The sequence below is a fragment of the Yoonia sp. genome, from assembly GCF_036007805.1.
GTDB lineage: Bacteria > Pseudomonadota > Alphaproteobacteria > Rhodobacterales > Rhodobacteraceae > Yoonia.
The window spans coordinates 1-13,519 of sequence record NZ_DASYOK010000097.1; the positions used below are offsets into that span (position 1 = coordinate 1).

Sequence of the window (13,519 nt, forward strand, 5' to 3'; positions counted from 1 at the left end):
GAATAGAGGAACGGGCGATGAGAGCTGTCATAGCGCACATAGGGGTTGGCCCCGTAGTTGCGGTTGAAGGCGGGCTCTTCCATCACCAAGCCTTCGGGATTGCGGCTTGCAAAAGTTTCCCAGCTTTCCATCCAGCTGGGCAGGCTGATCAGGTCTGCCCCTGTCAGCTCACCTACAATCGCCTCGCCTGTGGCCTGTTGCCACCAGCTTTCGGTTTCGCGGTCATACATGATCATATCGGAATTGCGCAGCTTGCCCGACACGCCGAAACTGAGGGTACCATCAGCGGTGCGCCGGTCAAAAGTGATGCCGGAATTGCACAAGGGACAAAAAGTGACAGCGACAGGCATGTCGCCGACCACGTCGTTGACGATCTCGTGCCATGTCAGATAGCGGATCGGATAGGCGCGTGGCGTTTCGCCTTCAATCTCAAGGGTGATGACCGGTTCGCGCGGCGCGAGGTCCGGTTTATCAGCGACAGTGACGAACGCAGGGTTGTCGAGTGCCGGAATACCGTCTTTGGGTGGGCCGCCTGAAATAATTTCGACCCAGCTTTCAACGCTTGTCGTTTCAAAATCGGTGTTCGGCCACTCGAAAGTCCAGAACTCGGGACCTGCCGACGACATTGTCGCAGCAGTGCAAAATGCTAGAAATGTAGGGAAAATGCGCATCGGTCTCTCCTGACAGTTGCCCGCAGGGTGTCCGATTGTGTTGTTTGCGCCTAGCCCCCTCGCGAATTAGTGAGGGGGCCAAACAGATTTCGTTACTCGGTCACGCGCACGGCGGCCATCATGTCGGGCTGGCCGATCACGGCGCCATTGGCACCGGTGCCGCGTTTGATCTGGTCAACCAGTTCCATGCCTTCGGTGACTTCGCCCACAACGGTATATTGACCGTTCAGGAAATAGCCCGGCTCGAACATGATGAAGAACTGGCTGTTGGCCGAATTCGGGTTCTGGGCGCGGGCCATACCCACGACCCCGCGTTCAAACGGAATGTCCGAGAATTCGGCGGGAATATCCCCGAATTCGGAGCCGCCCGTACCCGCACGAGACAGGTCCATGCCCATCACGCCGTTTTCGACGTCACCAGTTTGCGCCATGAAACCGTCGATCACGCGGTGAAAGACCACGCCGTCATAGCTGCCCGCCTCGGCAATGGCGGTGATTTGGGCAACATGCAGTGGCGCCGTTTCCTCGAAAAGGTCGATGACAATCGTGCCGTTGGCTTCACCCGCAAGGTCGATTTCCAAGCCGGCGCTGAGCGCTGGGGTTGCCAGCACAGCGAAGAGAGCAGCGTACTTAAACATCGGCGGCGACCTTGACACTGATCATGCGGTCGGGGTTCATCGGCGGCTCGCCGCGCACGATGGCATCGACGTGTTCCATGCCGGAAATGACCTGCCCGTAAACGGTATATTGGCCGTTCAGGAAGTCGTTATCCTTGAAGTTGATAAAGAACTGGCTGTTGGCCGAGTTCGGGTTTGCCGAACGCGCCGCACCCAGAGATCCGCGTGCATGCGGGATCTTGGAAAATTCGGCAGGCAGATCAGGCAGGTCGGAGCCGCCTGTACCGGCGCGGCCGATGTTGAAATTGTTTTCCATGTTGCCATTGGCCACGTCGCCCGTCTGCGCCATGAAACCGTCGATGACCCGATGAAAACAAACGTTGTCATATTTACCGGCCCGCGCCAGCTCTTTCATGCGGGCGGTGTGGGCCGGGGCCACATCCGGCAGCAGCTGGATAATCACATCGCCGCCTTTGAGTGTCATAATGATCGTGTTTTCGGGGTCTTTGATCTCGGCCATGGGGCGCTCCTTAAACTTTTGTTCGGACCTGACATATGATCCCTTGAGACGATTGCCAAGCGGGTCTGGTTGACGCGGGCGCGAGATTGCCGCAACACCATTGCGAAACCTCTGACCCACAGGAGCACGATGATGGCTTGGAAGACACTTGACGACATGGATTTTGCGGGCAAACGGGCCTTGGTGCGTGTGGATATCAACGTGCCGGTCGAGAATGGCGTCGTGACTGATACCACCCGCATCGAGCGGATCATTCCCACGGTCGATGATATTCAGCAAAAAGGCGGCAAGGTGATCCTGATGGCGCATTTCGGCCGCCCGAAAGGACAGGTCGTGCCCGAGATGTCGTTGGAACACATCGCCCCTGCGGTGGCCGATGTTCTGGGCCTGCCGGTGACATGGGTCAATTCGGACTATGCCGATGCCGTGGCCGAGATGGACGGCGACGAAGTTCTGCTTTTGGAAAACCTGCGCTTTAACCCCGGTGAGGAAAAGAACGACGCAGGCTTTGCCGAACGTCTGGCAAGCCTCGGTGATATCTACGTCAACGATGCGTTTTCCGCGGCCCACCGCGCCCATGCCAGCACCGAAGCGATTGCACGGCTTTTGCCGTCTTGCGCGGGCCGTTTGATGGCCGAAGAACTGGGCGCTTTGGAACAGGCGCTTGGCACCCCAGAACGCCCTGTTGTCGCTGTGGTTGGCGGCGCGAAAGTGTCCACGAAACTTGACCTGCTGGGCAATCTGGTGGGCAAGGTCGATCATCTGGTGATCGGCGGCGGGATGGCGAATACCTTTCTTGCCGCGCAAGGCATCAATGTGGGCAAGTCGCTTTGCGAACATGATCTGGCCGACACCGCGCGCGATATTCTGGCCAAAGCAGAGGCGGCGGGCTGCGAGATCATCCTGCCGCGTGACATTGTGGTGGCGCGCGAATTCAAAGCAGGTGCCGCCAATGAAACGGTGGCCCCTGATGCCTGTCCGGCAGACGCGATGATCCTTGATGCCGGACCTGCGACAGTCGCCTATATTTCCGAGGTGCTGGAAAAGGCGAAAACACTCGTCTGGAACGGCCCCTTGGGCGCGTTTGAAATTGCACCCTTCGATGCGGCAACGAACGCGGCGGCGGCGAAGGCGGCGGAACTGTCGAAAGCAGGCAAGCTGATCTCGGTGGCCGGTGGCGGTGATACCGTGGCTGCGCTGAATCAGGCAGGTGCAGCCGATGATTTCACGTATATTTCCACCGCTGGTGGAGCCTTCCTTGAATGGATGGAAGGCAAGGAATTGCCTGGCGTGGCCGCACTTGGCTAGCTGTTTGCGATAACATCATGCCCGGTTGCGCTAACACATTTGCAACCGGGCACGCAGCCCCCTATCGGTCAGTTAACGCTGTTCAGCCATAAGGGGCCCGATCATGAAAACCACCCGCACCGTTCAGAAAATCCTTGCCAACTACGAAGGCGAAACACCTGGCGTAAAAGCCAATCTGGCGCGCATTTTGATGAACGGTAAACTGGGTGGCACGGGCAAGATGATTATCCTGCCCGTCGATCAGGGGTTCGAGCACGGCCCTGCCCGCTCTTTCGCCCCGAACCCGCCCGCCTATGATCCGCATTACCATTACCAACTGGCGATTGACGCGGGCCTGAACGCCTATGCCGCCCCCTTGGGCATGATTGAGGCCGGTGCCGATACCTTTGCGGGCCAGATCCCGACGATCCTGAAGGTCAACTCGGCCAATTCGCTGATCCCTGATGCAGCACCAAAGACCCAAGCGATTACCGCGTCGGTCGATGATGCATTGCGCCTTGGCTGTTCTGCCATCGGCTTTACTGTCTACCCCGGCTCATCTGCAGCACTTGATATGTTCGGCGACATCGCCGAAATGCGCCGCGAAGCTGCCGCGAAAGGCATTGCGACCGTCATCTGGTCCTACCCCCGTGGCGAGGCACTGGACAAGGACGGCGAGACGGCCATTGATATCGGCGCCTATGCGGCCCAGATCGCGGCCCTTCTGGGGGCACATATCATCAAGATCAAACTCTCGACCGATCATCTGAGCCTTGGTGAAGCCAAGAAGGTCTATGAGGCGCAGGGCATTGATGTGGCGACCCAAGCAGCCCGCGTGCGCCACTGTGTGCAAAGCGCCTTCGACGGGCGTCGCTTGATGGTCTTTTCGGGCGGTGCGGCCAAAGGCGCCGATGCGGTTTACGATGATGCGCGTGCGATCCGTGATGGCGGCGGCAACGGGTCCATCATCGGGCGCAATTCGTTCCAGCGGGACCGCGCCGATGCGCTGGCGATGCTGAACAAACTGGTCGAGATTTATCGCGGCAAAGACTAAGCCACACGCCGCAACACGCCCGTTTCCCTGCGCTGTTGATTGCCCTATGAAGTGCGCAGATAAATCCTGCGGCTCAGACAAGGACAGACATCATGCATTCTATTGCACTTGCCCTAGGGGCGGGCGGCGCGCGCGGACTGGCGCATATTCATGCGATCCGCGCGTTTGATGAATTGGGCATCAAGCCAAAGGCCGTCGCGGGCACCTCGATGGGGTCGATTATCGGGGCCGCGGCCTGCGCGAGGATGACCGCCGAGGCGATCACCGATCATATCTTCGGCAAGATCAGCAATCCTGTGTCGCTGATCAACGATGCCTTCAAAACCCGCGCAACCAGCATCAAGCGGTTTTTCGATGAAGGCGGCCCACGGATTGGCGAGTTGAACCTTGAACGCGTACTCGACGTTGTGTTGCCGGATGCGATTCCTGATAGCTTTGAAGAGCTCGCAATCCCTTTGAAAATTGCGGCGACTGATTTCTATGGCGAGCGAACAGCGGTGTTCGTGGACGGGCCTTTGCTGTCGGCGATGGCTGCCTCGGCCGCCATGCCTGCAGTTTTCCTGCCTGTATTGCGCAACGGACGCTTTCACATTGATGGCAGCGCCACGAATCCCTGCCCGCTGGATCTTGTGCAGGATGACGCGGATCACGTGATCGCCATTGACGTATCAGGCGGCACAAGCGGAGACCCCAAAGTGCGCCCGAGCAAGATTGATGCGGTCTATGGGTCCAACCAGATGATGCAGATGTCGATCGTACAGAACGCGGCCATGCAATACCCCCAAACAGTCTTGCTGCGCCCGCCCGTTGATAGCTATCGCGCGTTGGATTTGTTGAAGGCCAAAGAAATCCTCAACCAGACTGCGGCGCTCTGCGAACAGGTGAAGCACGAGATTGATCGCCTGAGCGCATAACGGCTGCCTACGCCCCAAAAACGCAAGAAATTAACGCTTTTATTGCATTTAGGGGATTCCCTTTGCGAATCAGATATGCGATTCTGCTGTCAGTCACCCGCCAGAGGTGACGTTTGAGGCAGACCCATGATCCGACGCGGCCGCACACAACTTGGCGCATTGTTCTATTTCCTCGGCATGATCATGCTGGGGCTGTATTTTACGTTCGCTGCCGTGCAGGGTGATTATGGCCTTTTCAAGCGGATCGAAGTGCGTGCCGAAGGTGATGCGCTGGCGGTTGAACTGGCAGCACTTGAAGACGAGGTGGCACGGATGGAAAACCTGACCGTGCGCCTGTCTGACAATTTCCTTGATCTGGACCTTCTGGATCAACAGGCGCGCGAAGTTTTGGGCATGATCCGCGCCGATGAAATCGTCATTCGCTAATCATTCCTGACATTCGAACGGCGCAACGCAGCTATTCCACTCACGCTTGACGAAGGGTCACTTTGACTCTCGCATTTGTTCGGGGCATGCTTTAGTAGATAGTTTAATACTAAACTAAATACCAAACCGCTGGAGGATAGCACATGCCGCCAAAGAAGGCCGCCGCGAAACCCAACGTCTCAGCCGAGGAACTGCTGGGACATTACCGTGAAATGCTGCTGATCCGGCGATTTGAGGAAAAGGCGGGCCAGTTGTACGGCATGGGCCTGATCGGCGGTTTCTGCCACCTCTATATCGGGCAGGAAGCGGTTGTTGTGGGCCTTGAGGCTGCCGCCGAGGAAGGCGACAAGCGGGTCACATCCTACCGCGACCACGGACATATGCTGGCCTGTGGCATGGACCCCAAGGGGATCATGGCCGAGCTGACAGGGCGCGAAGGTGGGTTTTCCAAAGGCAAAGGCGGCTCGATGCACATGTTCTCGAAAGAGAAACATTTCTATGGCGGGCACGGGATTGTTGCGGCTCAAGTGCCGCTGGGCGCCGGTCTGGCCTTTGCAGATAAATACAAAGGAAACGATCGCGTCACATTCACCTATTTCGGTGATGGTGCTGCGAACCAGGGGCAGGTTTATGAGACATACAACATGGCCGAACTTTGGGACCTTCCGGTCGTTTTCGTGATCGAGAACAACCAGTATGCCATGGGTACGTCAGTCCAGCGTTCGACCAAGTCACCTTCGCTTTGGGAACGCGGTGCGGCTTACGGCATTCCCGGCGAGGAAGTGGACGGGATGAACGTTCTGGCCGTGAAAGAGGCGGGCGAACGCGCTGTTGCCCACTGCCGTGCAGGCAAAGGCCCCTATATTCTGGAAGTGAAAACATACCGTTATCGCGGCCACTCCATGTCAGACCCTGCGAAATACCGCACCCGCGAGGAAGTGCAGAAAATGCGCGACGAGCGTGACCCGATCGAGCAGATCCGCGACATGCTCTTGACCGGCAAACACGCTACCGATGATGACCTCAAGGCCATCGACAAGGAAATCAAAGCCATCGTCAACGAGGCCGCAGAGTTTTCGAAAGAAAGCCCCGAGCCTGCCCTGGACGAGCTTTGGACAGATATCTACGCAACCGAAATTCCGCAGGAGGCTTAAGGAATGGCAACCGAAATTCTTATGCCCGCCCTCTCGCCCACGATGGAAGAAGGCACATTGGCCAAATGGCTTGTCAAAGAGGGCGACACTGTCTCCTCGGGCGACATCATGGCCGAGATTGAAACCGACAAAGCCACGATGGAATTCGAGGCCGTTGACGAAGGTGTGGTTGGCAAGATCCTGATCGCCGAAGGCACGGAAGGCGTAAAAGTGAACACGCCCATCGCGATCCTTGTGGAAGAAGGCGAAGACGTGCCCGCCGCTGGTGCGGCCCCTGCTGCCGAGGCCAAAGAAGAAGCGGCACCTGTCCCGACGAAAGCCCCCGCAGTCGCTGCACCTGCCGCACCTGTTGCGGATGCGACGCCTGACTGGGATGCAGATGTCGAGGTCAAGCAAACCACCGTGCGTGAAGCCCTGCGCGATGCGATGGCCGAAGAAATGCGCCGCGACCCTGACGTGTTCCTGATGGGTGAGGAAGTTGCCGAGTATCAAGGCGCCTACAAAATCAGCCAGGGTCTGCTGGACGAATTCGGCGCGAAACGCGTGATCGACACGCCCATCACAGAGCACGGTTTTGCTGGGATCGGTGTGGGTGCCGCATTTGGCGGGCTGAAACCGATTGTCGAATTCATGACGTTCAATTTCGCCATGCAAGCCATTGACCACATTATCAACTCTGCCGCCAAAACGCTCTATATGTCGGGCGGTCAGATGGGTGCCCCCATGGTATTCCGCGGGCCGAACGGTGCTGCTGCCCGCGTGGGTGCGCAGCACTCTCAGGATTATGCGGCATGGTATATGCAAATCCCCGGTCTGAAGGTCGTCATGCCCTACTCGGCTGCGGATGCAAAAGGTCTGATGAAGACCGCAATTCGTGACCCCAACCCTGTGATCTTCCTTGAGAACGAAATCCTTTATGGCAAATCCTTTGATGTGCCGGTGATGGATGATTTCACCATTCCTTTTGGCAAGGCCAAGATTGAACGCGCGGGCGATGATGTGACCATCGTGTCCTTCGGGATCGGTATGACCTATGCGCTGGCGGCGGCTGAAAAGCTGGCCGAAGAGGGCATCAACGCCGAGGTCATCAACCTGCGCACACTGCGTCCGATGGACACGGCGACAATTCTGAATTCCGTGCGCAAGACCAACCGCTGTGTCACCGTTGAAGAAGGCTGGCCGCAAGGCAGCGTCGGCGGCTATATCAGCAGTGTGATCATGCAGGAGGCGTTCGATTACCTTGATGCGCCCGTCATCACCTGCACCGGTAAAGACGTCCCGATGCCCTATGCTGCCAACCTTGAAAAACATGCTTTGGTGACCGCTGATGAGGTCGTTGATGCCTGCAAAAAAGTAACCTACCGTTAAGGAGACCGCGCAATGCCAACAGAAATCCTGATGCCTGCCCTGTCCCCCACGATGGAGGAAGGCACGCTGGCCAAATGGCACGTCAAAGAGGGGGACAAAGTGTCCTCCGGTGACATCATGGCCGAGATTGAAACCGACAAAGCCACCATGGAGTTCGAAGCCGTCGACGAAGGTGTGATGGGCAAGATCATCGTGCCCGAAGGCACCGAGGGTGTGAAGGTCAACGACGTGATCGCCGTGCTGCTGGAAGAAGGTGAAAGTGCTGATGATATCGGTGACGTCTCGTCCGGTTCATCCGCCGCTTCCGCGCCGTCTTCACCTGACCCCGCGCCGAGTGCCGCACCCGCGGCCGAGAAGCCCGCCGCAGCACCTGCTGCGCCGACAAAGGACGGCGAGCGGATCTTTGCAACGCCGCTGGCGCGCCGGATTGCGGCGGACAAAGGCCTTGATCTGACAGCCATCAAAGGCTCTGGCCCGCATGGCCGGATCGTCAAGGCCGATGTCGAGAACGCGACAGCAGCACCCAAGGCAGCTGCACCTGCGGCGAAGGCCGATGCGCCCGCAGCTTCTGCCGGTGCAGCAATGGCCGCTGGTCCTTCAACCGATGCTGTGCTGAAGACATATGCGGACCGTCCGTTCGAAGAGGTCAAGCTTGACGGGATGCGCAAGACGATTGCTGCCCGCCTGACCGAGGCCAAGCAATCCGTGCCGCATTTCTACCTGCGCCGCGATATCCAGCTTGATGCGCTGATGAAGTTCCGCGCCCAGTTGAACAAACAGCTTGAACCCCGTGGCGTGAAGTTGTCGGTCAATGATTTCATCATCAAGGCCTGCGCGCTTGCCTTGCAGCAGGTACCCGATGCGAATGCGGTTTGGGCAGGTGACCGGACGCTGAAGTTCGAGAAATCCGACGTGGCGGTGGCTGTCGCCATCGAAGGCGGCTTGTTCACGCCGGTCTTGAAAGATGCCGAGATGAAGTCGCTCTCTGCCCTTTCAGCCGAGATGAAAGACCTCGCCACGCGTGCCCGCGACCGCAAACTGGCCCCGCATGAATACGCAGGCGGCAGCTTTGCGATTTCCAATCTCGGGATGTTCGGCATCGACAACTTTGATGCCATAATCAACCCGCCACACGCCGCAATCCTCGCGGTCGGTGCAGGCGTGAAAAAGCCGATCGTTGGCGCGGATGGTGAGCTGGCAGTTGGCACAGTCATGTCGACGACATTGTCGGTTGATCACCGTGTGATTGACGGGGCCTTGGGGGCGAACTTGCTGAACGCAATCAAGGACAACCTTGAGAACCCGATGACAATGCTGGCGTAAGTCGCTGACATAAAGATAAAAAGAGGCGGCCCATTCATCGGGCCGCCCTTTTTTTATTTCACCGTTTTCAGAATCTGGTCCATGCTGAGCGCCGGCTGCGAACAGCCTGCCTCGCCCACGATTTTTGCGGGCACGCCAGCCACGGTCTTCATCGGCGGTACCTCTTCCAATACCACAGACCCTGCGGCGATCCGGCTGCAATGGCCAACCTTGATGTTGCCAAGCACTTTCGCCCCGGCCCCGATCAGCACGCCGTCGCCAATCTTGGGGTGGCGGTCGTCGTCCTCTTTGCCGGTGCCGCCCAAGGTGACGGAATGCAGCATCGACACGTTATCGCCCACAACGGCGGTTTCGCCGACAACGATGGAATGAGCGTGGTCAATCATGATCCCCTGCCCGATCCTCGCGGCGGGGTGGATATCGACGCCGAACATCTCGCTTGTGCGCATCTGGATGAAATAGGCCAAATCCTTGCGGTTATGCTGATAGAGCCAATGGGCAAGGCGATAGCACTGTACAGCTTGATAACCTTTGAAAAACAGCAAGGGTTTCATAAAGCGGTGGCAGGCCGGATCACGGTCATAGGTCGCCACAAGATCGGCGCGCGCAGCCGCGACCAGTTCAGGTGTGGCCACATAGGCCTGGTCTGCGATTTCGCGCAGGATCTGCTCGGACATTTCGCGCGAAGCGAGCTTCATCGAAATGCGGTAGGCCAGCGCACCTTCAAAGGATTTGTGATGCAGGATACCCGCATAGATCAGCCCGCCCATAAGCGGCTCTGCATCAATGGCCGCCTCTGCCTCTTGGCAGATGCGTTGCCAGACCGGATCAAACTCGGTGACACTGGGGTTTGGACGCGCCATGGCACTTTCCTCGCTGCTTGTTGGTCATCTGTCTAAAGCAGATAGGGCCTTCAAGCCAAGAACAAAGCTGTGATGGTTCCGGTCACTGAATTTGATGCGTGAAATATTCGCGCAGTTCCTGCACTGCGATGACGAACGTATGCAATGCATCCGGCCCCAGCGCCGCTGGACGCGGTGCGACCGCCCTGCGCAGGGCACAGGACATGAGCGTGCCGGTCCCGAAAAGCGGGTGTGGGCGGCCATGGGCAAGACGGTAACTGTCGGCAAGCGCGGCTTTGGCGATCATATCCTGCATCACCGCCGCGCGTTCGTCAGGCGCAATCAGCGCCAAGGCACGCGCGGCGGTTTCAATGTCGGCCAGATGAAGGGGCCTCACAGGTAGCGCTCGATCTGTGTCGGCAGCCCAGCGCCGAAGCGTTCAGAGAGTTGTGCGACCTCTATTGTGTAAAAGCCGGAACCGATATCGTTGCCGAGGTCGGCAGCCCCATAGGTCCACTGCGCTGTTGAAACGATCTGCTCGCGGCGCAACTGACCCGATTTGTAGATGCGCAGGCGGTAGGCCTCGCTATCCTCGCCCAGCGGGATATCGCCATCGGCCCAGATATCCCCGTCAATGCGGCTGCATCTGATCCATGAGATCACCACATCCGCACCGTTCCTCATGGCGCGCAAATGTGCCACAGGATAGGGCCGCAGCCCGTTCCCTGCAAAGGCGTGGGTCTCATAGCGATAGCTGCCGTCGGACATGGGTTGCGCTGCAGGGCCAAAGCGATAGTGCCGCGCGGTGCCGCGCGCCGCGGTCGGCAGTGCAATCTGCCCCGGCACCCCGTTCATCAGCACGACCCGTGATCCCGGATGCCATGTTTGCGGCATCAGACCGCGACTGCCCGCCTGCCCGCGTAACAGCCCTGACAGACGGTAGACGCCGCCAGAAAGCGGTGTCGCCTCCTGGAACTGCAAAATCTCCCAATTGTCTTTGGTCCCGTCGCCAATCGCAATGGTATTGGCCCCTGCCAGCACCGCCTCTTGCAGGGCCGAATTGACGGTGCCGTTGACAAAGGTCACTTCGAGACCCTCCTGACGGTCCCATATGCCCACTGGCCCCCGTGACAGGGCCGTTTGTGTGACACCGACCGTGGCCGGTTCGCTGAGGATTACTTGTAAGCTATAATCGCTGTCCTGCGGTGCCCCGTAAAGCGCGATACTTCCCGGCCATGGGTTGGCAGCTGCCGCGACATAGGGCGCATGGGGCAGCTCGTCTCCGGTCAGCATGCCGATGTCGAGAAACAACAGTTCCGCCGGGATCGGGCCGATATAGGGTTGCAACTGCACGCTGTCTTCGGGGCGTGCGCCGCGTTCATAGACCAAGGGTTCGATCCGCGTGGCCTCAATCAGGCGCGCGCCCGCCTCTTCGATCCGGTCAATCCGGTAGGTGCCAGCATTCCCCCCGGCAAGCAGATCAATCGTATCACCCGCGCCAACGTTCTGTTGCGAAGGCGGGAGCGCAAAGCGCACGGTCTCGCGCCCGATCCGCGCCTCCTGCAGCCAGCGGGCGACGATATCCTGCCCCTCGCCACGGGTCAGGACCAAAGGCGCTTCGCTGCGTGTTGTGGTCAAGGTGTCATCATCCGGCAGGGTCACCTCTGCGGCGACAGCCTCATAATTGCCATCGGCGGTGATATGGGCAAATTGCACGCGCCCTGCGATGTCTGCTTCGGCCGTGCGCGTATGCGACAGACCGCTATCACTGTCAGGATCAAGCGCGATATGGGCGTCGGTCAGGTGATGATCGACCTGTCCGTTACGACTCCGGAAGACCAGCACGCCGTCGCGTTCGACCGCGTCAAACCCGTAGGCCAGCATGAGCGGTTGGAGCGCTGCACGCCCTGTGCTGACATCCGACACACTATAGCCGCGCACGACACCGAAAAGCCCGCGCACGTCATAGTCGTGCACGCCCGAGCGTGTGCAGATCTCTGCCACCACAGAGGCCAGCGACCGATCCGAGGCGCGCCCGTTCAGCCATGTGCCGGTGGCATAACGGTCCCCGTCGGACCAGACAGCGCGGTTGCCCGGCCAATAGGGATAAGGGCGCGGATCCCAGCCTGCGACATGCAGATGCGCCATATCCACCATGCGCCCGCCGTAGATGTCAGAGACAGGGTTCCGCGCAGGGTCAGTGAAATGGCGCGAAAAGGCCTGCAGGTATTGCATCTGCATCAGGTCATCACGGTTGCCGTTCGAGGCCAAGGGCAGTTCTCCCCGCCCAAGGAAATGCCCCGGCGTATTGGCGCCCTTGTCTACGGCAGGACACCCCACGGCAGTAAACCAGAAGGGTTTACTCTGCGGTTCCCAATCGGTCGCGATGCTCTGTCTGATACCGCCGATCCGGTCATGGTGCCGGTGCGCCCACCAGCCGTAAAAATCCTTGGCGCGCCAGACCCAGGGCTCGCCATCTGCATCAGTGATTGGCACACGGCGCTGTGCTGCACGGGCCTCGGGCGTGGGGTAGGACCAATCATAGTGCTCACCCCCTGCCACATTGCCTTGCAGATAACCCAGATCATAGATGGACCCGACATCTGCATCGCGGTGATCGCTGCCTTCGCGCCAGTCCGCCAAGGGAAGCCCCCCCGACACACCGATGAAATCAACATTGGGATCGGCCCAGAGGGGATCAAGGTGGAAGACTTTGTCATCCGTCCCCGCAGGCTGCATCCCGTGATATTCCGTCCAGTCGGCGGCATAGCTGATTTTGCAGCCCGCCCCAAGGATCTGGCGGACATCGGCTGCAAGGGCGCGCAAGGCCGCGACCATGGGAAAGCCGCTCGCCCCCCGCACCGTGGTCAGGCCCGCAAGCTCTGTGCCGATACAAAAGGCAGACACACCACCGGCAGCCGCACAAAGATGCGCATAGTGCAACACGAAGCGCCGGTAGCTGTTCTCGGCGGCACCGGTATACGTCACTCGTGTGCCCGAGATGTTGAATTCGGAAGGCGCCGCCTGCCCCATGAAGTCCGCGACCTGCACATCGGCGGCAGCAGTGCCATCAGGCGATCCCGCGATGCCCGGAGCCAAGGTCACGCTGATGTCGCCAACCCACGGCAAGGCTGGCTGCTCTGTGGCGCTGTAGGGATCAGGCAAGCCATTCCCCGCAACGATATCCATCATCACAACGGGGCTGAAGACCACGTCAAGCCCGCGCGCCCTGAGGTCTGTGATCGCTTCGACCACAGCCGCATCCGCTGGCGTGCCCCCCGCAACCGGGATGCCATCGACTTCGGCGACTGTACCCGCCGCACTGCGTGTCCTGCCGGAAACG

Annotated in this window: 13 protein-coding genes; 7 read left to right on the plus strand and 6 right to left on the minus strand. The window is 59.2% G+C overall.

The window, feature by feature from the left end; translation table 11 throughout:
* The 3 genes from VGP75_RS05470 to VGP75_RS05480 all read right to left on the minus strand — a co-directional run.
* Nucleotides 1-671: DUF3179 domain-containing protein (locus VGP75_RS05470; RefSeq protein ID WP_327542688.1), on the minus strand; the 671-nt coding region annotated here is incomplete at its 3' end.
* A gap of 92 nt (nucleotides 672-763) precedes the next feature.
* On the minus strand, nucleotides 764-1,309 hold the full coding sequence (locus tag VGP75_RS05475) for a peptidylprolyl isomerase (protein ID WP_327542689.1): 546 nt from the start codon (nucleotides 1,307-1,309) through the stop codon (nucleotides 764-766).
* Nucleotides 1,302-1,808, minus strand: coding sequence for a peptidylprolyl isomerase (locus VGP75_RS05480; protein WP_327542690.1), 507 nt, complete (start codon nucleotides 1,806-1,808; stop codon nucleotides 1,302-1,304). The genes VGP75_RS05475 and VGP75_RS05480 overlap by 8 nt, the downstream gene beginning before the upstream one ends.
* 132 nt (nucleotides 1,809-1,940) lie before the next feature.
* On the opposite strand from VGP75_RS05480, the gene VGP75_RS05485 reads away from it, so the two are divergent.
* The 7 genes from VGP75_RS05485 (at nucleotide 1,941) to VGP75_RS05515 (ending at nucleotide 9,334) form a co-directional block, all read left to right on the plus strand.
* Nucleotides 1,941-3,116 (plus strand): phosphoglycerate kinase, encoded by a 1,176-nt coding sequence (locus tag VGP75_RS05485; RefSeq protein WP_327542691.1) that lies wholly within the window; start codon nucleotides 1,941-1,943, stop codon nucleotides 3,114-3,116.
* 103 nt (nucleotides 3,117-3,219) lie between these two features.
* Nucleotides 3,220-4,149, plus strand: a complete 930-nt coding sequence (locus VGP75_RS05490; RefSeq protein ID WP_110278595.1) for a class I fructose-bisphosphate aldolase — start codon at nucleotides 3,220-3,222, stop codon at nucleotides 4,147-4,149.
* A gap of 92 nt (nucleotides 4,150-4,241) precedes the next feature.
* The gene (locus VGP75_RS05495) at nucleotides 4,242-5,063 is read left to right on the plus strand and encodes a patatin-like phospholipase family protein (RefSeq protein WP_327542692.1); all 822 of its coding nucleotides are present in this window, start codon (nucleotides 4,242-4,244) and stop codon (nucleotides 5,061-5,063) included.
* Nucleotides 5,064-5,189: 126 nt separating this feature from the next.
* Nucleotides 5,190-5,489, plus strand: a complete 300-nt coding sequence (locus tag VGP75_RS05500) for an FtsB family cell division protein (RefSeq protein WP_327542693.1) — start codon at nucleotides 5,190-5,192, stop codon at nucleotides 5,487-5,489.
* A 143-nt stretch (nucleotides 5,490-5,632) separates the two neighbouring features.
* A complete protein-coding gene (gene pdhA / locus VGP75_RS05505) occupies nucleotides 5,633-6,643 on the plus strand; it encodes a pyruvate dehydrogenase (acetyl-transferring) E1 component subunit alpha (protein WP_327542694.1) in 1,011 nt (336 codons plus the stop codon).
* Between the two features lie 3 nt (nucleotides 6,644-6,646).
* Nucleotides 6,647-8,011, plus strand: a complete 1,365-nt coding sequence (locus tag VGP75_RS05510) for a pyruvate dehydrogenase complex E1 component subunit beta (RefSeq protein ID WP_327542695.1) — start codon at nucleotides 6,647-6,649, stop codon at nucleotides 8,009-8,011.
* Between the two features lie 12 nt (nucleotides 8,012-8,023).
* Nucleotides 8,024-9,334, plus strand: a complete 1,311-nt coding sequence (locus VGP75_RS05515; protein ID WP_327542696.1) for a pyruvate dehydrogenase complex dihydrolipoamide acetyltransferase — start codon at nucleotides 8,024-8,026, stop codon at nucleotides 9,332-9,334.
* Nucleotides 9,335-9,387: 53 nt separating this feature from the next.
* Here the strand turns inward: VGP75_RS05515 and cysE are convergent, their stop codons facing one another.
* From cysE to VGP75_RS05530, 3 genes are all read right to left on the minus strand, one after another.
* Nucleotides 9,388-10,197 (minus strand): serine O-acetyltransferase, encoded by an 810-nt coding sequence (gene cysE, locus VGP75_RS05520; protein WP_327542697.1) that lies wholly within the window; start codon nucleotides 10,195-10,197, stop codon nucleotides 9,388-9,390.
* Between the two features lie 82 nt (nucleotides 10,198-10,279).
* Nucleotides 10,280-10,573: a DUF7742 family protein gene (locus tag VGP75_RS05525; RefSeq protein WP_327542698.1), complete on the minus strand. Its 294-nt coding sequence runs from the start codon at nucleotides 10,571-10,573 to the stop codon at nucleotides 10,280-10,282.
* Nucleotides 10,570-13,519: baseplate multidomain protein megatron (locus VGP75_RS05530; RefSeq protein ID WP_327542699.1), on the minus strand; the 2,950-nt coding region annotated here is incomplete at its 5' end. The genes VGP75_RS05525 and VGP75_RS05530, both read right to left, overlap by 4 nt.

Bases quoted from the DNA above. Each gene is read 5' to 3' on its own strand.
- VGP75_RS05475 (WP_327542689.1), bottom strand. From the start codon at position 1,309: ATGTTTAAGTACGCTGCTCTCTTCGCTGTGCTGGCAACCCCAGCGCTC.
- VGP75_RS05480 (WP_327542690.1), bottom strand. From the start codon at position 1,808: ATGGCCGAGATCAAAGACCCCGAAAACACGATCATTATGACACTCAAA.
- VGP75_RS05485 (WP_327542691.1), top strand. From the start codon at position 1,941: ATGGCTTGGAAGACACTTGACGACATGGATTTTGCGGGCAAACGGGCC.
- VGP75_RS05490 (WP_110278595.1), top strand. From the start codon at position 3,220: ATGAAAACCACCCGCACCGTTCAGAAAATCCTTGCCAACTACGAAGGC.
- VGP75_RS05495 (WP_327542692.1), top strand. From the start codon at position 4,242: ATGCATTCTATTGCACTTGCCCTAGGGGCGGGCGGCGCGCGCGGACTG.
- VGP75_RS05500 (WP_327542693.1), top strand. From the start codon at position 5,190: ATGATCCGACGCGGCCGCACACAACTTGGCGCATTGTTCTATTTCCTC.
- pdhA (WP_327542694.1), top strand. From the start codon at position 5,633: ATGCCGCCAAAGAAGGCCGCCGCGAAACCCAACGTCTCAGCCGAGGAA.
- VGP75_RS05510 (WP_327542695.1), top strand. From the start codon at position 6,647: ATGGCAACCGAAATTCTTATGCCCGCCCTCTCGCCCACGATGGAAGAA.
- VGP75_RS05515 (WP_327542696.1), top strand. From the start codon at position 8,024: ATGCCAACAGAAATCCTGATGCCTGCCCTGTCCCCCACGATGGAGGAA.
- cysE (WP_327542697.1), bottom strand. From the start codon at position 10,197: ATGGCGCGTCCAAACCCCAGTGTCACCGAGTTTGATCCGGTCTGGCAA.